Below are 18,290 nucleotides of genomic sequence, written 5' to 3' on the forward strand. Positions count from 1 at the left end.
GGACACGACATGAGCAAACAAATTCAAGACGCCTACATCGTCGCCGCCACCCGCACCCCCATCGGCCGTTCGCACAAGGGTTCGTTCAAGCACCTGCGCCCGGACGACCTGCTGGCCCACGCCTTGCGTTCGGCCATGGCCCAGGTGCCGGGCCTGGACCCGAAGGCCGTGGAAGACGTGATCTGCGGTTGCGCCATTCCCGAGGCGCAACAAGGCCTGAACGTGGCGCGCATCGGCGCCATCCTGGCCGGCCTGCCCAACTCGGTGGGCGGCATCACCGTCAACCGCTTCTGCGCCTCCGGCCTGTCGGCCGTGCAGATGGCGGCCGACCGCATCCGTGTGGGCGAGGCCGACGTGATGATCGCCGCCGGCACCGAGAGCATGAGCATGGTGCCCATGATGGGCAACACGCCCAGCCTGTCGCCCACCATCTTCCGCAACACCGACGACGTGGAGAGCTACGGCATCGCCTACGGCATGGGCCTGACGGCCGAGAAGGTGGCGCAGCAGTGGAAGGTGTCGCGCGACGCGCAGGACGCGTTCGCCGTGCAGTCGCACCAGCGCGCCGTGATCGCGATGAAGAACGGCGAGTTCACCGACGAGATCACGCCGGTGGAAGTGACCGACCGCAGCGTGGACCTGGAGACCGCCGAAGTCAGCACCACGAGCCGCATCATCAGCCTGGACGAAGGCGCGCGCCCCGACACCTCGCTCGAAGGCCTGGCCAAGCTGCGCACCGTGTTCGCCGCTCGGGGTTCGGTGACCGCCGGCAACAGCTCGCAGACCAGCGACGGCGCGGGTGCGCTGATCCTGGTGAGCGAGGCTGCCTTGAAGCGCTACAACCTCACGCCGCTGGCCCGCTTCGTGAGCTACGCCTCGCGTGGCGTGCCGCCGCACCTCATGGGCATCGGCCCGGTCGAGGCGATTCCGGCCGCACTGAAGAACGCGGGCCTGAAGCAGGACGACATCGACTGGTTCGAACTCAACGAAGCGTTTGCCGCGCAGTCGCTGGCCGTCATGAACACGCTCGGCCTGGACCCGGCCAAGGTCAACCCCATGGGTGGCGCCATCGCGCTGGGCCATCCGCTGGGCGCCACCGGCGCCATCCGCGCCGCGACCGTGGTGCACGCGCTGCGCCGCCACAACAAGAAGTACGGCATGGTCACGATGTGCGTGGGGATGGGGCAGGGCGCCGCGGGAGTGTTCGAAAGGGTCTGACGACCCACCCCCGCGCCGCGCTGGCAGCGCGTCACCCCCTGAAAGGGGGCGGACACCAGCGGCCCGGCAAAGCCGGTTCCGCGGTGTCCCTGCGGGGGGCACTGCGCTCCGTCCAGATTCACTACGCGCCGCCCCTGAGCGAGTCCTACGGCCGCCCCAGCAGCAGGTACAGCCCCGTGTAGCCCCGCGCGGCGTGCACCAGGCTCAGGTAGAACGGTCCCACCCCGGTGTCCGCGCCGATGAACAGGCTGGAGCCGGTGCGCAGCCCCTTGAAGCTGATGTCGCTGCGTTGCAGCCAGGCGTTGCCGGCTTCCAGCGAGCCACCGGCAAACACCGCGCGGGCCACGCCCACGTTCCAGGGCATGCGCCGGTAGTAGGTGATGCGGCCGAACAGCAGGTGGTTGCCCGCCACCTGGCCCACGCGGTAGCCCGAGAGGTTCTGGAAACCGCCCAGCGAGTATTCGTCCAGCGCGCCCAGTGGAATCTGGTTGACGTAGGCCAGCCGGGCGCCCAGGTTGAAGGTGTGCTCGCCCCACGAGCGCACCGCCGTGAAGCTGCTGTCCAGCCGCACGAATTCGGAGCTGTTGCCGCTGTTGCGCAAGCGGCCAAAAACCACGTCGCCCTTGAAGCGGTAGCCGCTCGACGGGAAGTTGGCGTAGTCCAGCTGGTCCGAGATCAGCGCGGCGTGCAGGCCGGTTTCGCGCCAGCGCTGGGTGGACAGGCCCAGCGACTGGTCCGCCACGCTGCTGCTCACCAGGTCGGGCGCGGCGCGGCGCGCGCTGCCCACCAGGCCCAGCCGCAGTTCGCCCAGGCTGCCCTGCAGGCCGATGGGCCAGCCGATGTCGGCACCCACCTGCAGCCCGCGGCGCTTGCCGGTGGCGACTTGCTGGCCTTCGGCATCGAACACGTCCACGCGCTTCAGGCTGGCGTCGGCCCAGGCCGACACGAACCAGTTGGCGCGCCGGTCCAGCGGCTGGTAGAACTCGGTGAACGCGCCCAGCGTCTCGCCCAGCTGGAAGCGGTTGCGCCACTCGGCGCCGCGCCGGTTGACCCAGTGCCGGTTGTGGCTCAGGCGCAGGTTGAACGCGCCCTGGCCATCGAAATCGGTGCGCAGGTCGAGTCCGAGCCGGAAATAGTTGGGGCCCCAGCGGTTCTCGCGCAGCCGCACCACCAGCGCTTCGTCGCGGCTGCTGCCGATGCGCTCCAGCCGGTAGTCCACCTGCTCGTAGTCGCCCGTGGCCGCCAACTGCTGCACGTCGTCTTCGATGCGCGCCAGATCGATCGGCTGACCGGGTTCGCTCTCCACCATCTGCGACAGCCGCTGGGCCCGAGAAGCGTCCACACCCTCGAAGCGCAGCGCGCCCACGCTGCCCGCCGTGGTCACCCCGGTATCGGCCACGGCCTGGCGCTGCGCGACCCAGTCGGCGTACTGCGCCGGGCTGACCGCAAAGCGGTTCAACGCTTCGCGCACCGACTCGGCGTATTCGGTGCCGAGCCGCACGAGTTCGGGCGCCCGGTTGAAGTTGGCCGAATTCAGCGTGCCCAGCGGTGGCTGCAGCAGCAGGTCCTGCGTGGTCAGGGTGGCGATGCTGGACTGCACGTTCTGCTCGGTCAGGATGTTGACCATCTGCGTCGTGATGCCCAGCAGGCTGCCCAGCGTTTCGCGGCCCGCCAGCGGCGTGCCGATGCTCACCGCGATGATCACGTCCGCCCCCATGCGCCGCGCCACGTCCACCGGCAGGTTGTTCACCAGCCCGCCGTCGCCCAGGATGCGGCCGTCGAGCTCCAGCGGGGAGAACACGCCCGGCACCGACATGCTCGCGCGCAAGGCCGCGGCGAGGTCGCCGTGGTCCATCACCACGGCCTGGCCGGTCTCCATGTCGGTGGCCACGGCGCGAAACGGCGTCGGCAGGCCGTCGAAGCTGGCCCGGTGTCGCGCGGGCAGGGTGTAGCGGCGCAGCATGGTTTCCAGCGCCCGCGTCGACACCGCGCCCGTGGGCAGGCGGAATTCGCCATCGCGAAAGCCCAGCCGCAACACGGGAGAAAGCTCCAGGTCTTCTTCCTTGCGCCGCTGCGACAGCAGCTGGCGCGGCTCGCGCGAGTCGAAGAGGCTGCCCCATTCCAGCGCCAGGATCTCGCGCTCCAGTTCGTCGGCCGTCATGCCGCTGGCGTACAGCCCACCGATGATCGCGCCCATCGAGGTGCCGACGATCAGGTCCACCGGCACGCGGGCCGCCTCCAGCACCTTGAGCACGCCGACGTGCGACAGCCCGCGCGCGCCGCCGCCCGAAAGCACCAGGCCCACGCGGGGTCGTGGCGGGGCGGTGGTGGGGCCCGTGTCGGCCGCAACGGCCTGCACCGGCCAGAGCCCGGCCAGCAGGGCCAGCGACAGACACAGGACAGCGAGCGGGCGTGTGGACAACATGGCGGGGCGCGGGCTTTCTCGTTGATCTCCGGAGTGTAGGCGCCTGTCACCGACTGGGCATGGCACTCCAGACACCGCGCGGCAATCGTGTTAACTTGGCGCCCTTTTCGGCGCACGGCCGCAACCCAACCCAGCACAAGCCCATGAGCGACATCCTCGTCCACACCGAAGCCGGCGTCACCACGCTGACCTTCAACCGCCCCGACAAGAAAAACTCCATCACCGCCGCGATGTACGCGGCGCTGGCCGACGCGCTGGAAGCCGCCGATGCCGACCCGGCCGTGCGCTGCGTGCTGTTCCAGGGCAACGAGACCACCTTCAGCGCCGGCAACGACATCGGCGACTTCTTGAACAACCCGCCCGCGACGCAGGACTCGCCGGTGTTCCGTTTCCTGCGCGGCATCGCGCAGTTCAGCAAGCCCGCGCTCGCCGTGGTGTGTGGCCCGGCCGTGGGCATCGGCACCACGCTGCTGTTCCACTGCGATCTGGTCTACGCGGGCGACAACGCGGCCTTCTCCATGCCCTTCGTCAACCTCGGCCTGTGTCCCGAAGCGGCGTCGAGCCTGCTGGTGCCGCAAATGCTGGGCTACCACCGCGCGGCCGAGGCGCTGCTGCTGGGCGAGCCCTTCATGGCCGAGGCCGCGCTCGAAGTCGGGCTGGTCAACCGCGTGCTGCCGCCCATGGAGGCCGCGGGTTACGCGCAGGCTGTGGCCCGCAGGCTTGCGGCCAAGCCGATCAGCTCGCTGATCGAGACCAAGCGCCTGATGAAAAAAAGCCAGAGTCAGCTGGTGATGGCGCAGATGGCCGAAGAGGGCGTCAGCTTCGGCCGCATGCTCGGCGAGCCGGCCGCCAAAGAGGCCTTCGGCGCTTTCATGGAACGGCGCAAGCCGGACTTCTCGAAGGTCTGAGGTTTTCTACACCGGCGCTGATTCGACGATGCGCACCGCGAGCTGCCACAGCGCCAGCCGGTGCGCGGCGGCCAGCGCATCGACCGATGCATCGGCCAGCGGGATGTGAACATCGGCCTGACCCAGCCCCGGCGCGGCGCCGTTCGGGCGGGAGTCGGTCAGCCACCAGCGCGCCTGCAGGCGCAGCGTCTGGCGCCCGGTGTCGGCCATCAGCGTGACGATCTCCACCCGCAAGCGCCGGGCGGGGTTCACCCCGGGCGGCACGGGGGCTCGCCAGACCAGTCCCGGTCCGCGCAATACCGCCAGATCGGCCACCAGCAGGCGCGGGATGGCGTCGCGCAGCGGTTCCACCCAGCGGTGGCCGGTCAGCGGTTGCAGGCTGGCCGCGCCGCTGGCGACCACCAGCGTTTCGCGGTCCAGGGCACCCGGCAACACCACCGTGCTGGCCACCTCCCACAATGCCCCGTCGCCTGCACGCGCGGCGGGCACCGGACCCGGTGGCGGGCTGCGCAATTCGTACCAGTGCGTGGCCACCGGCGGGCGGGCACACGCCGTCAACAGCCAGGGTGTCACCCCCAGGCCGGCCAGTCCCGTCAGTGCGAGTCGGCGTTTCATGGCTTCTCCTCCCGGCCGCGCAGCAACGCGTCCGGCTGCTGCTCCAGCGTTTCGGCCAGGTCGCGCAGCGCGCGGGCGGCGCGGGACAGATCTTCCAAGGCCTTGTCGGCACCGACCATGAGTGCCGAGTCACCCGCGGTGGCTTCGCGCAGCGCTGCCGCGGTGCGCCCCACCTCGTCGGCGGCCCGTTGCAAATTGGTCACCAGCGGCGCGTCGGGCGCCAGCAGCTCGGACACGCGAGCCGATGTGCGCCCCACCCCGGCGGCGCTCTGGTTCACCGACCGCGCGGACGCTCCCACGGCGTCCATGGCTTCGCGCGTGGCGACCAGCGAGCGCTGCAATTCATTGGCCAGCGGGTCCATGCGCTGGTCCAGGCGCGACGACATGCGCTTGAACGACGCGGTGATCGCGGCCAGGTCGCCCAGGGCCTGCTTGAGCTGCGGGCCCGACACGATGGCCCGGGCCGAGGACGCAATGGCCGACAGGTCGTCGGCGATGGCGCGAAAGTCCATGCCTTCGAACTGCTCCCGGAGGTTCTGGATGGCGGTGGCCGTGGTGGGGACTTCGGTGAGTCCCTGGTAGGTGCCCCGCAGGCTGCTCTCGCGCTGCGGACGCAGATCGAGGTCCACATACATCAGGCCGGTGAGCAGACTCTGCGTGGCCAGTTGCGCGCTCAGTCCCCGCTTGATCAGGGCTGGCAGGGCCAGGCCCACATCCACATCGGCGCGCTTGCCGTCGAGCCCGCCGACGGCATTGCTGTCGAGCGCGGCGACCACGGGAATGGAGAAGCTGTCGCTGGCGCGGTCGTAGAACACCTCGATCGATTCGACACTGCCGACCCGCACGCCGCGGAACACAACGGGCGCTCCCACCTGCAAGCCATACACCGAACCACTGAAATGCATGACGACGCGCTCCTGGCTGGTGAAAAAGCGGTTGCCCGCGAGGGCAATGATGGCGGTGGCGATCAAGGCCAGGCCGGCCACCACGAAGGCCCCGATCAGCGTGGCGTTGGCCTTGCGTTTCATGCGTGTTCCTTTTCTTCCGGCGCCGCACCGCGACGCAGGAACAGCTGAACGCCCTCCGGGCCTTCGCGCAGCAGATCGCGCGGCGGTCCCAGCGCGGTCATGGTGCGCGTCTGGGCGTCGAGGAACAACAGGCGATCGGCCAGGGCAAAGATGCTGTCCAGCTCGTGACTGACCATCACGACCGTGGTGCCCAGGTCGTCGCGCAGGTGCTGGATGAGCTCGTCCAGGTTCGCCGAGGTCAGTGGGTCCAGGCCCGCGGAGGGCTCGTCCAGAAACAGCAAGGGCGGGTTCAGGGCCAGCGCCCGCGCAATGGCGGCGCGTTTCTTCATGCCGCCGCTGAGCGTGGCGGGCTCCACGTCGAAGCTGCCGGCCAGCCCAACCAGCGCCAGTTTGAAACGGGCCTCCTGTTCGCATTCGGCGGCGCTCATGTCGGTGAACACCTGCATCGGCAGCATCACGTTTTCGCCCACGGTCATGCTGCTCCACAAAGCGCCGGCCTGGAAGGTGACGCCGAACGCCTGCATCAGCGTGCGCCGGGATGCGGCGTCCGCGGCGTACAGGTCGCGGTCGCCGTAGAACACCTGGCCCGCCGCCGGCACCTGCAGGCCGATGAGGTGGCGCATCAGCGTGCTCTTGCCGCAGCCGCTGCCGCCGGCAATGGCCAGCACCTCGCCGGGCAGCACATCGAACGTGAGGTCGCGCTGAACCACGTTGTCGCCGAAGGCCATGGTGAGTTCGCGCACCCGCACCAATGGGGCCTGCGCGGCGGGCTGGACGGCGCGGGCCGGTTCTTCGACGTGGGGCGGGTGGGCAATGTCGGTCATCAGAAATCCAGGCGCTGGAACACCACGGTGAGCACGGAGGCGGCCACGACGATCCAGACGATCGCTTGTACCACCGATGCGGTGGTGGCGTCGCCCACCGCCTGCGCGCTGCGCCCGGCCGACATGCCCTGCAGGCAGCCGGCCAGGGCCACCAGCACGGCGTACACCGTGCCCTTGATCAGACCCACCAGCACGTGGGGCAGGGTCAGCGAATCCACGCTGGCGTACACGTATTCGAGCGGCGTGACACCGTAGATGACCACGGCCACCAGCCAGCCCACCCCCATGCCCACCAGCGCACCAAAGGCGGTGAGCATGGGTCCCACGATGAGCAGCGCCAGCACGCGGGGCAGCACCAGAAAGTCGAACGGGTTCACGCCGAGGGTGGTGAGGGCATCAATCTCTTCGTTGGCGCGCATGCTGCCGATCTGCGCCGCAAAAGCCGCGCCCACGCGCCCGGCCAGCACGATGCCCACCAGCAAGGCCGCCACCTCGCGCACCACACCCACGGTGACCAGGTCGGCAATGTAGGTCTGGGCACCAAAGCGCTGCAGCTGTGCGGCGCCCATGTAGGCCACGATCAGGCCCACGAGAAAACTCACCAGGGCCACGATGGGCAGGCTGCGCGGCCCGGTCTGTTCGATCTGCCACATCAGGTCCGATGCCCGCATGTCGCTGGCCCCGCGCATCCAGCGGCCCAGCGAGAGCAGCACTTCACCCACGAAGGTCAGGCTCTCGTGGCGCGAGTTCCAGGCGTCGATGACGCGAGTGCCCACACGGGTCACGGGCCCGGGCGGCTGGGGATCGGGGGTCTCTGTTGCGGGTGGCGCCGCATTCAAGGCCAGTGCCAGGACCTCTTGCAGGCCCTGGGGCAAACCGTTCAGATCGACCGACACCGAGCGGCGCATGAGCGGGTCCAGCTGTTGCCACAAGCGCCCCGCGAGCACGGCATCCCAGGACTGCAGCGCGGAGGCGGTCACCGCCACCGGGCCCACGATGTCCGGGGCCGGCAGGTCGGGCAAGGCGCCGCGGTGCCCGCGCCATTCACCGCTGAGCTCCAGCACCCACGCCTCGCCCTTCGAGAGCCAGCGTGCACCAGGGGCCCGTGTCTCGTCACTCGCCTCCATCGTGTCCGACGAGGCATTTCCATTGGGGGCCTGGCGCATGAAAGAACCTGCTCATCGTTGGAGTTTCGGATTCTATCGACGGCGCTGTCTGTGCGTTGGCGAACGAAAAGAAGAGACGCCGGCTTCTATGATCAAGCCGGAACTGTGCGCCCCTGGCGCTGTTCCAACCCATGTGAATACATTGCCCCATGTTCCCCCTCCGCCGCCTCCTTCCGTGCCCGCGCGGGACCGATTGACATGGACCCGTCGGCCCGCCGTGTGGGCATCGGCGGGTGTGGTCGGTCTGCTGGTGGCCATGGTCGTTGCGGGCGAAGTGGCCGGCTGGCCGTTCTTGCGACAGCCGCTGGAGCGCGCCTTGGCGCGCGGTGCTGGCGTGGCCGTTCAGTTGCAGGGCGCGGTGAATCTGCATCTCATCTGGCGGCCGCGCCTGGAAGTCGAACACCTGCGCATCGCCTCCGATCCCCGCTTCAAGGCGCCGCACCTGCTGGACGCGCAACGCGCCACCCTGGCCTGGCGCTGGGGCGATGTGTGGCGCTGGCGGCGCGGTGACACCCTGCACCTGCAGGCGCTGCGTGCCGACGTGCTCGACGCGCATCTGGTGCGCAACGCCGATGGCCTGGCCAACTGGCAGCTGGGTGCCAGAGAAACGTCCCCGAAAGAAGCCGACGCTTCGGTCGAGGCGGCGTTGCCCAGCTTCGGGAACCTGACCGTGAGCCAGGGACAGATCGCATGGGTCGATGCGATGCAGGATGCGGACGTGGCCGTGCAGGTGCGGGGCAGCGAAGGCAGCGCCGCGAGCGGCCCTGGCGCGGGCTACCAGGCCTCGCTCACCGGGCGCTACCGCGCCCTGCCGCTCAAGCTGGAGGTGCGCGCCGGCAGCACCTTGCCCTTGCTGCAGGACCCGGACATCGCTGCCGACGCCCCCTGGGTGCCGGTCAGGATCAAGGGCACCGTCGCGTCCACGCGCGTGCTGTTCGACGGCCAGGCCGCTTCGCTGCTGGGCACGCCGCGCATGCAGGGCAGGGTGGAAGTGGCCGGCCCCTCGCTGGCGGACGTGGGCAAACCCCTGGGGCTGACCCTGCCGCGAACACCGGCGTTCGATCTGCGCGGCGAACTGCAGCAGGACGCCGGCGTCTGGCGGCTGAAGACGACGCGCGCCCACATCGGCAGCAGCCGCCTCCAGGGCGATATGCAATACCAGCAGCGCACCCAGCCGCCGCGCCTGACCGGCACGATCACCGGCCCCAAACTCGCGCTGGCCGATCTGGGACCCGCCATCGGCGGGAACCGAAAGGCGGGCACGGCGGCTCCTGCCGACACGCCCTCGGGCCACGCACTGCCGCAACGCCGCTTCGACCTGCCCTCGCTGAAAGCCATGGACGCCGATGTGCAGATGGCCATCCAGGAGCTGGACTTCGGTACCCAGGCCATGGCGCCCTTGCGCCAGCTGAAAACCCGCGTGCGCCTGGACGGTGGCGTGCTGCGGCTGGAGGACTTGCAGGCCGTGGTGTCGGGCGGACAGGTCCAGGGCATGACGGCGCTGGACAGCAACGCCAACCCCGCGAAATGGGAAGCCCGCCTCGCGTTCGAAGGCATCGACATGGCCGGCTGGATCAGGGGGCTGCGGCCCGATTCGGCCGAAGGCAAGGCCCCGCCGGCCACCGCAACGGCCGCGCTCAAACGCGAGCGCAAGGAGGCACGTCAGGGCGGAGAGCAGTCGGTGCAGGCCTACCTCACGGGCGTGCTCTCCGGCAACCTGCACCTGCGGGGTGCCGGCAATTCGACGGCGGCCATCCTGGGCTCGGCCGACGGCCCGCTGCACCTCAGGCTGCGCGAAGGCACCCTGTCGCACCTGATCACCGAAGCCATGGGCCTCGACCTCGCGCAGGCCCTGGAGGTGGTGATCACCGGCGACCGCCCGCTGCCCCTGCGCTGCGCGCGGTTCGATCTGGTGGCGCGCAACGGCCTCATCAAACCCACCCTGGCCGTGATGGACAACAAGGACAGCACGATGTGGATCACCGGCCAGGTCAGCCTGCGCGACGAATCGCTGAACCTGCACGTGGTCACGCGGCCCAAAGACTGGTCGCTGCTGTCCCTGAGAACGCCCGTCACCATCACCGGAACGCTGGCAGACCCGGCCGTGGGCATCGAACCGAAGGGGTTGGTCGGGCGTGTGCTGGGAGCGCTGGCCCTGGGGGCCGTGGCCGGTCCTGCGGCGGCCATCCTGCCGCTGCTCGAAACCGGCAGCGGCGAAGCCAAGGACCCGTGCAACCCGCCTGCCGCAGCGGGCGCGCCCCGTTCGCCGTCGGCTTCGCCACCGGTCGAAAAGTCACGTTGATGGCGCGGCGCGTTCGCGCCCGGCTTCACAGGCGCTGAAACATCACCAGCGCGTCGGTGTAGCCGTGCACGGGGTGCAGAAACGCCCCCGGCAGGCGGCCCACGGTCTCGAACCCCATGCCGGTCCACAGCTTCACGGCCCGGTGGTTGCTCGCGATCACGAAGTTGAACTGCATCGCCCGGAAACCCTGCGCCCGCGCCGTGTCCAGCGAGTGCGCACACATGGCGCGCGCCACCCCTTGGCCCGTGGCATCGGCCGCCGTCATGTAGCCGCAATTCGCCACGTGCGACCCGCCGCCCTGGCGGTTCGGGTGCAGCACATACGTGCCCAGCACCCGCTGCCCGTCTTCGGCCACAAAACACTGGAAGCCAGGCGCCAGCCAGGCGGCCAGGGCGGCCTCCCGACGGGTGTCGCGCGGGAAGTCGTAGGTTTCGCCCGCGCGGATGATCGGCTCCATGATCTGCCAGAGGCTGTCATCGTCGGCGGGGGTGGCTGGGCGGATCGTCAGCATGGGGCGTGCGTTCTGGTGCGCGTTGAATGAGGGTGCCATTTTCTCTTGCCGACAAGCGCATTCGGACCCCCACGATGGCCGACATATGGTTGTGGCTACATATATGCCATGGCAGGTGCTACTGCATTGCTCAATGTCGTGCAAACTTCAATGCCTTCCGCACTGTCGGTAGCACCTGATCATTTCATTCGATCAAGGTCAGACGTGGACTTGTTGCATGGCCTCAGTTTTGATGTGGAACATTGGCTGGCTATCTGACTGCAATTGCGTGGGTCAGGTTGTGGGACGATGAACAAACGCTCGCGGGCAATGAGACTCGCAACGCCGCCCGGTACAGTTTTTTTGCTGGGTTAGCACCTTCAATCACAAAGCGTTAACAGCGATTGACGCGCAGAGGAACCGATCATGGGGAAGAAATCGCGCTTGAAGCGCGAGAAACGTGTAGCACAAACAGCCGTTTCGGCTGTTGGCGTCCAGCCTCCGCAACCCAAACAACGTTCCAGAGACACGCGATTCTGTGAACAACTGGCGGAGCTGAGGGTTTACCTCTTGCAGTTCGGCGCCTACGACGTCATCCTTGCCTTGGGTGTGTCAGACCTCTGGCAACCCAACCGATCAAGTCAAGTGAAACACAGCTTGGCGATGCTCATTGCTCTGAGCATCCCTCTGCGCGAGTATCAGGCTCTTCGTCCCATCGTGACGTACAACGAACTTGTTGATTTCCTCGATGGGCTGAGGCTGTTGCTGCCTAGATTCCCCATGCTTGAGGACTTCGTCCCGGACGCAGACTGGGGCGATATCCGGGTGGCTGGCGCGACTGGATTTCAGCGCATCTTCTACGGCGGCAGTGTCGAGAGGATTCCGGACTTCATTGAGGCGTTCAGGCTCTTGCGAGCGGAGCATCCAGTTGCCATGGCCGACATGAATCTTGCCATTGCCATGCAAGCGCACATCCTTGAAGCAATCGACAGTTCTATCGTAGGTCGAGATGACCTTGTTGATCCAGGGCATCTAGAGGTCCCACCAGATGTTTTCTGGTTCTCATGTCGCGAGGCCTTGCTGTCCACCTACGCTGCCATCCAGCCCCGCGTTGACGGCACAAGCAGAGCACTTGGCTTGGAGTTTGGAGTGCTAAAAGCTCCCGACTCTTCGGAGAGCTTCAGTGATGCGATCATTATGGGTACTGCCTTGCCGATGGTCCTGGTACAAGTGGGGGAAACATACCTTCCAATTGCTCCACGCGCCGTATCCAGCGTGGTCATCGATCTCTGGCAGGAGCAGGCCAGCGCTCTCAGCACGGACGATTTGGGGAAACTGGCCGGACGACTTGGACAGTTTCTGTCGCACAGGCTGCGAGAACATGATGTCGTCGTCGGCCCCGCCAATTTGATTGGGACGTCACATCAATTCGATCGACAAATTGCTGCTGTTATTCGGTCTGCAGGCAAGCTCTACTTCATATTGCCAATCAACTTCGATGATCTACCGAAGCTGGGGCAGATTGAGCGTTGGTTCAATCGGTTGGTAGACGACAGTGAGCGTTGGGCACTGATGCTTCCTGTCCAGAGACAGATACTGGAGCTTCGCAATGACACAGGAGATTTCCCAAGGTCCAGCAGCATCCAAATCATGGCTGTCATCGCGCAGGTAAGCACTCAGCCCTCATTCCTTGGGTTGGAAGACCTGCGTACTCGGGTCATTGGGTTACCAGACTTTGTGTCCCTTTTTGACTCACTCAAGAACTGCGGCGAGCTGGATACGTTCATTTCCTTCCTGGACGATATCGAGTCCACCGCAGGTGGCATGGTTGGTCTCATTGATCACCTTGCAGCCTTCCGCGACAGTCACGGCGTCTTGGTAGAAGGTGCTGAGTCGCCCGACTGGATACACATCGACCCGCACTGGAATTCCAGTTGGCGCTTTAAGGAGCTCAGGGCCTTCTGGGCATCCGCCCCGCATAGATTTCCGGATGATCTGCAGACCTGGGTTGTGGACAAGAAGGAAGACGGTCTCACCTCTATGAAGACCAAAGGACCATTCGCGCTTGCGTGGTCTGGCGGTGTTGGCCCGTGTGTGGTGCAAGCCTGTATGGATGTCGGATCAAGCCCCGACTACGTGAACGGACCGCTTCTAGAGTTGTTTGTTCATTGTGTCGCTGACTCATGCACACAGCGTAGTTCTCTACTTGAAAAGCTTGAACTATTCCATCGATCTCAGGTCGTGATCCGCTGTGAAATGGATCTGCAGACGCTCCCTGTGAGAGATGACGAGAAAGAGACTGAGAGACGGGCGGCGCGACCTTTGGCCACAAGTTTGAGGCTCGTCTCAGGTGCGTCTGAGAAGTTTGTCTTTGCGGTGAAAGTGAACCTCTCCCGGCTCAGCTCAGGACTCAATAGCGCCGCAGACGCGACATTTGAAGCCGAATGTGCAATTGAATTGGCTACTGGGTTTTCATCGCTGCTTGGCTTTAGTTGTGATGAAAGCGTCTTGGAGTCGCTACGCGCGACCAAAAAACGACAACCCCGATTCACACTGCGCAGCACCGATCGACCTTTTGACGTGCCCGACTATGCGAATCCAGACCTTCCAGAGGCAGCTCAATTCAAGCTCGCCCGCAAAGAGCTAGCCTTTGTCTTCAAGCAGCAAGGGGTTGTCGCTCCAGCACGCTATGAGCTTGAGCCGGCCAAGCACATCATGAACTCCGCGCGGGACGCGATGCGAAATGAGCTGCATGCAAAGATCTCGCGTTTTGATCGAAAGCAGCTGCTACAGATTTGTATCGCTCAGCACGACGAGTTGACCACGAAGTACCAGTTTGAGGTGGCTAGGTTGAAGTTGAGTCTGAGTCATCAGGTTTCCTTCGATCGATCCAGTCGACTCGCTGAAGCGTATGACAGGTACACCGGCATGGTTCGGAACTATCGCTACTTGCTGGAGTGCTGCGTCAGTTCCTCGATGCAAGGCGAAATGCTACCGACTGTCCCAGAGGTTGTTCAACTGATTGCACGTATTGACTGGCTATCGGTCCTATATGGTGCAAGCGACACACTCCACAACGGGATCGATGTTGGTGGAATTGAACTAGATACCGCCTTTGTACCCACGGTTTTTTTTGCCGAAGACCGCGACTCAAAGGAGCAGCAGTATCTTCAAGACGTCGCAAGTGCAAGGCTAGGAATCGGGTTGTCGGAGATCGATGAGGTGAACTCCGATCAGGACAGTGCCAGGGACTGGGACCAGCTTGATGAAGCACTTAGTGCAGATCTTGGTTTCTCCCTCACGCACATGAGCCAAGTGCTCCAGGTGCTCTCTCACTGGTACTCGGCCGGCGGCGACGATGAGCTTCGTTTCGGCTACGCTGCGTCGCCAGCCTTGATTGCTGAACGAGTGCGCGAGCGTCTACCGTCGTTTCCTGAAGGTGTCTCAGAGAAAGTCATCGCGTTCCTGACACTAGACCCCGCCGGTGTTCGCCGCCTCGCCGGAAAGACGGAGGATGAGCCAGATGTACCAATTTGGGAGCATTCCAAACGTGTGCAACGCTATCTCATCCGTCCTCTGATCCAGATTGATCATGATGTTCTGGCTTGGGGGGCCGCGACAGCAGACCGGGCGCAATCGATTTGGGTAGGCAGCATCGTCAACGGGTATCTACCCGCGGAATTCCACTGGCCGGCGGTTGCAAAAGTTGTTCGCGGCATCAAAGAGGGAATCGAGAAGCTCCTGGAGGTGCGAGCGCATGAGATCTTTCGACGGCATGGCCAGTTTGTGATGCACGGAATTGATTTTCGCCGTCGGTTTCCTAAGGATGGGTTTGATGATGTCGGGGACTTCGATGTGCTTGCATACTGGCCAGAGAGGAACCTCTGGATCGCGGGCGAATGCAAGTACAACCAACCCCCGTTTTGCCTCAAGGACGCGCGGCGCTTGAGGGAGCGCGTCTTCGGCCGAGGCGAAGACCATGGTCAGTTTTCAAAGATTGAACGCCGCCATTGCTTTTTGACAAAAAATGTTCATCGGCTTAGGGAGTTGCTTCAATGGCCTGACAGCCAGAGCGGGACAGATGCAGAGTTTCAAGACGTCTACATTTGTAGAGATATCTCTTGGTGGCTCAAGCACCCACCGTACGACGTACACGCAGATTTTGTACGCGTTGATGCGCTTGATGGGTGGCTTGGTACCAAGCTCAACCTGAGCCGACCAGAGGTTTGAGGAGACTCAACACTCTGCGAGGGTTGAGCCATGAGGCGATAGGGGCGCTCAACCCTTGACCTGAGAGGCGTCGAGGGGTCTTGCCAGGTCTGCTGCGCCACCCGGGCCGTCTGTGTAGCATCGCCCTCTCGTTCATCGAAAGGCTCCGCCATGTCCTACATGCTCCTGATCCACGAACCGGTTGGCCAGCGCGCCACCCGCACCGAAGCCGAAGGCCGCGCCGCCTACGCCGCCATGCAGGCCTTCGGCGAGGAGCTTGCGGCCGACGGCAAGCTCAAGGCGGTGGAGTCGCTCGCCGGGCTGTCGAGCGCGGTGCGCGTGAGCCAGGCCGGGGGGCATGCGCAGGTGCTGGACGGCCCGTTTGCCGAAGCCAAGGAAATGATCGGCGGCTTCTTTCTGTTGCAGAACGTGGACCGCGAAGAAGCCATCGCCATCGCCCAGCGCTGCCCCGCCGCACAGTGGGCCACGGTCGAGGTGCGCCCGCTCGCGCCCTGTTTCGACGAGAGCCAGGCCTGAAAGTTTGATCCTCGGGTTTCTACCTAGGCGGGCGCCGTCGAAAACGCCCAACCTGTTTCGTCGTACCCACAGAAGCCGTTGAACCGGCTTCGCGTGAGGCCCGACAAATCCGCCGCCGCCCGCGTCGACGAACAGGAGTCTTGTGCATGAAGCCCCGCATCCACACCTGCCTGTGGTTTGCCACACAGGCCGAAGAAGCCGCCCGCTTCTACACCGCGCTGTTTCCCAATTCCCGCATCACCAGCGTGCTGCACTACGGCACCGGCGACCCCATGCCCGAGGGCGCGGCGATGCTGGTGACCCTGGAACTCGATGGCCATGCGCTGTCCCTGCTCAACGGCGGCCCGCATTTCACACTCTCGCCCGCCGCTTCGCTGGTCGTGAGCTGTGCCGACCAGGCCGAGGTGGACCGCTGCTGGTCGGCGCTGTCGGCCGTGCCCGAGGCCGAGATGTGCGGCTGGCTGGTGGACCGCTGGGGCGTCTCCTGGCAGATCGTGCCGCAGCGCTTCATGGAGCGCATGGAAGAGCCGCCCAGCCCGGCCCGGCAGCGCATGACCACCGCCATGAGGCAGATGCGCAAGCTCGACATCGCCGCGCTCGAACGCGCCTACGCCGGCACACCGTGAACCCCCACAGGAGATCGCCATGAAAACCCTGCACTTCGACATCCTGATCAACGCGCCGCGCGAGCACGTGTGGCGCACCATGCTGCATTCACCCACCTACGAACAGTGGACCGCCACCTTCTGTGAAGGCTCGCGCTACAAGGGTTCATGGGATCAGGGCCAGACCATCCGCTTCCTCGGCCCGAGTGAACAGGGCATGGTTGCCGAGATCGCGGCGCACCGGCCGGCCGAGTTCGTCTCGATCCGGCACCTGGGCATGATCGACAAGGGTGTCGAAGACGCCAGCAGCGAAGCGGTGCGCGCCTGGGATCCGTGTTTTGAAAACTACACCTTCAGCGACGAGGCGGGCGGCACCCGCGTGCGTGTCGATTGCGACGTGTTCGGCACCTACGAGGACTGGATGGCGCAGACCTGGCCGAAGGCGCTGCAGTCCCTCAAGACCGTCTGTGAAACCCCGGCCTGACCCCTTCCAGGAGAACCCCATGCGATTCATGATCATCGTCAAGTCCTGCCCCGAGTTCGAGGCCGAAGTCACACCCGAAGCCCCCGAGGAACTGATGGCCGAGATGGCCGCGTACCACGAGGAACTGGCGCGCGCCGGCGTGCTGCTCGACGGCAGCGGCCTGCACCCCAGCCGCACCGGCTGGCGCATCCACTACGACGCTTCGGGCCAGCGCGTCGTCGACGGCCCCTTCGCCGAGGCCAAGGAACTGATCGCCGGCTACACCCTGATCCAGGTGCGCTCGCGCGAAGAGGCCATGGAATGGAGCCGCCGCTTTCCCAACCCCGCGGGTCGTGGCAAGCCAGCCGTGATCGAGCTGCGCCAGCTCATCGAGCTTGACGAGTTCCCGCCCAGCGAGGCGCTGGACAAGTTCAAGCAGATGGAAGCGAACCAGAAAGCCTGAGGAGGTGCCGCCGTGATCAAGTCTCTCGCCCTCATCACCGTGGCGGCCATCGGCCTGCTGCTGGCCTACGCCGCCACCCGGCCTGACAGCTTCCGCGTCGAGCGTTCCACCACCGTTGCCGCGCCCGCCGCGAAGCTGTTTCCGCTCATCAACGACCTGCACCGTTTCAACACCTGGAACCCCTACAACCGCAAGGACCCGGCCATGCAGGGCACCTACAGCGGCCCGGCCGCGGGCCCCGGCGCGGTGTTCGATTTCCAGGGCAACAAGGAAGTCGGCAAGGGGCGCATCGGTATCACCACGTCCACCGAACCGTCGGCGGTCACCATGCAGCTCGACATGTTCGAACCTTTCGAAGGCCACAACGTCGTCACGTTCAGCCTGGTGCCCGAAGGCGGTGCGACCCGCGTCACCTGGGCCATGCACGGCCCGAGCCCCTTCATCGCCAGGGTGATGGGCATCTTCTTCAGCATGGACCAGATGATTGGCAAGGACTTCGAGGCGGGGTTGTCCCACCTGAAGGCCCTGGCCGAGCAGGCCTGATCACCCCACACCCCACCCACCAGGAGAGACCACCATGTTCCGCCAGATCTTCGTCAACCTGCCCATCAAGGACATGGCCCGTTCGCAGGCCTTCTTCAAGGCCCTGGGCCTCACGTTCAACCAGCGCTTCACCAACGAGCAGGGCGCCTGCCTCGAAATCGGCGAAAACTTCTACGCCATGCTGCTGGTCGAGCCCTTCTTCCAGGGCTTCACCAAGAAGCCCGTCAGCGATGCGCACAAGGCCACCGAGGTGCTGATCGCCCTGTCGGTCGACAGCCGCGCCGAGGCCGAAGAGGTGGTGCGCAAGGCCGTGGCCGCTGGCGCCACCACCCCCAACCCGCCGCAGGACCACGGCTTCATGTTCCAGCACGGTTTTGCCGACCTCGACGGCCACCAGTGGGAAGTGTTCTGGATGGACGAAGCGGCCGCGCCCGAGCAGATGTGAGTGCGAATCTCCCTCTCCCGAACGCGGGAGAGGGCCGGGGTGAGGGTTC

Annotated in this window: 16 protein-coding genes; 10 read left to right on the top strand and 6 right to left on the bottom strand. The window is 65.6% G+C overall.

Annotated features, from left to right (window positions below):
- Positions 1-9: 9 nt before the first annotated feature.
- Positions 10-1,218 carry an acetyl-CoA C-acyltransferase gene (locus F3K02_RS20095; protein ID WP_177137383.1) on the top strand — a complete coding sequence of 403 codons (1,209 nt, stop codon included), beginning with the start codon at positions 10-12 and terminating at the stop codon, positions 1,216-1,218.
- A 145-nt stretch (positions 1,219-1,363) separates the two neighbouring features.
- Here the strand turns inward: F3K02_RS20095 and F3K02_RS20100 are convergent, their stop codons facing one another.
- The gene (locus F3K02_RS20100; RefSeq protein ID WP_177137384.1) at positions 1,364-3,643 is read right to left on the bottom strand and encodes a patatin-like phospholipase family protein; all 2,280 of its coding nucleotides are present in this window, start codon (positions 3,641-3,643) and stop codon (positions 1,364-1,366) included.
- Between the two features lie 143 nt (positions 3,644-3,786).
- Between F3K02_RS20100 and F3K02_RS20105 the strand changes: the two genes are divergently transcribed.
- Positions 3,787-4,551, top strand: coding sequence for an enoyl-CoA hydratase (locus F3K02_RS20105; RefSeq protein ID WP_177137385.1), 765 nt, complete (start codon positions 3,787-3,789; stop codon positions 4,549-4,551).
- 6 nt (positions 4,552-4,557) lie between these two features.
- On the opposite strand, the gene F3K02_RS20110 is transcribed toward F3K02_RS20105, so the two are convergent.
- The 4 genes from F3K02_RS20110 to F3K02_RS20125 are packed head-to-tail and all read right to left on the bottom strand — an operon-like array spanning position 4,558 to position 8,184.
- The gene (locus F3K02_RS20110; protein ID WP_177137386.1) at positions 4,558-5,166 is read right to left on the bottom strand and encodes a PqiC family protein; all 609 of its coding nucleotides are present in this window, start codon (positions 5,164-5,166) and stop codon (positions 4,558-4,560) included.
- A complete protein-coding gene (locus F3K02_RS20115) occupies positions 5,163-6,194 on the bottom strand; it encodes an MlaD family protein (protein WP_177137387.1) in 1,032 nt (343 codons plus the stop codon). Before F3K02_RS20115 ends, F3K02_RS20110 begins: the two co-directional genes overlap by 4 nt.
- Entirely contained in the window at positions 6,191-7,018 is an 828-nt protein-coding gene (locus F3K02_RS20120; protein WP_177137388.1) for an ABC transporter ATP-binding protein, read from the bottom strand. The genes F3K02_RS20115 and F3K02_RS20120 overlap by 4 nt, the downstream gene beginning before the upstream one ends.
- Positions 7,018-8,184: an MlaE family ABC transporter permease gene (locus F3K02_RS20125; protein WP_246309595.1), complete on the bottom strand. Its 1,167-nt coding sequence runs from the start codon at positions 8,182-8,184 to the stop codon at positions 7,018-7,020. Before F3K02_RS20125 ends, F3K02_RS20120 begins: the two co-directional genes overlap by 1 nt.
- A 193-nt stretch (positions 8,185-8,377) precedes the next feature.
- Here F3K02_RS20125 and F3K02_RS20130 point away from each other — a divergent pair, with 193 nt between their 5' ends.
- Positions 8,378-10,486 carry an AsmA family protein gene (locus F3K02_RS20130; RefSeq protein WP_177137389.1) on the top strand — a complete coding sequence of 703 codons (2,109 nt, stop codon included), beginning with the start codon at positions 8,378-8,380 and terminating at the stop codon, positions 10,484-10,486.
- A 25-nt stretch (positions 10,487-10,511) separates the two neighbouring features.
- On the opposite strand, the gene F3K02_RS20135 is transcribed toward F3K02_RS20130, so the two are convergent.
- Positions 10,512-11,036, bottom strand: a complete 525-nt coding sequence (locus tag F3K02_RS20135) for a GNAT family N-acetyltransferase (RefSeq protein WP_246309597.1) — start codon at positions 11,034-11,036, stop codon at positions 10,512-10,514.
- Between the two features lie 366 nt (positions 11,037-11,402).
- Here F3K02_RS20135 and F3K02_RS20140 point away from each other — a divergent pair, with 366 nt between their 5' ends.
- The 7 genes from F3K02_RS20140 (at position 11,403) to F3K02_RS20170 (ending at position 18,241) form a co-directional block, all read left to right on the top strand.
- Positions 11,403-15,206 (top strand): hypothetical protein, encoded by a 3,804-nt coding sequence (locus F3K02_RS20140; protein ID WP_177137390.1) that lies wholly within the window; start codon positions 11,403-11,405, stop codon positions 15,204-15,206.
- A gap of 150 nt (positions 15,207-15,356) precedes the next feature.
- Positions 15,357-15,722 carry a YciI family protein gene (locus tag F3K02_RS20145; protein ID WP_177137391.1) on the top strand — a complete coding sequence of 122 codons (366 nt, stop codon included), beginning with the start codon at positions 15,357-15,359 and terminating at the stop codon, positions 15,720-15,722.
- 146 nt (positions 15,723-15,868) lie between these two features.
- Positions 15,869-16,348, top strand: a complete 480-nt coding sequence (locus F3K02_RS20150) for a VOC family protein (RefSeq protein WP_177137392.1) — start codon at positions 15,869-15,871, stop codon at positions 16,346-16,348.
- Between the two features lie 19 nt (positions 16,349-16,367).
- Complete coding sequence (locus F3K02_RS20155) at positions 16,368-16,811, top strand: SRPBCC family protein (RefSeq protein WP_177137393.1); 444 nt, start codon at positions 16,368-16,370, stop codon at positions 16,809-16,811.
- A gap of 19 nt (positions 16,812-16,830) precedes the next feature.
- Positions 16,831-17,253: a YciI family protein gene (locus F3K02_RS20160; RefSeq protein WP_177137394.1), complete on the top strand. Its 423-nt coding sequence runs from the start codon at positions 16,831-16,833 to the stop codon at positions 17,251-17,253.
- 12 nt (positions 17,254-17,265) lie between these two features.
- The gene (locus tag F3K02_RS20165; RefSeq protein WP_177137395.1) at positions 17,266-17,796 is read left to right on the top strand and encodes an SRPBCC family protein; all 531 of its coding nucleotides are present in this window, start codon (positions 17,266-17,268) and stop codon (positions 17,794-17,796) included.
- A 34-nt stretch (positions 17,797-17,830) separates the two neighbouring features.
- The gene (locus F3K02_RS20170; protein WP_177137396.1) at positions 17,831-18,241 is read left to right on the top strand and encodes a VOC family protein; all 411 of its coding nucleotides are present in this window, start codon (positions 17,831-17,833) and stop codon (positions 18,239-18,241) included.
- Positions 18,242-18,290 lie beyond the last annotated feature (49 nt).

The sequence above is a fragment of the Hydrogenophaga aromaticivorans genome (assembly GCF_013387465.1).
In the GTDB taxonomy this organism is placed as follows: Bacteria; Pseudomonadota; Gammaproteobacteria; order Burkholderiales; family Burkholderiaceae_C; genus Hydrogenophaga; species Hydrogenophaga aromaticivorans.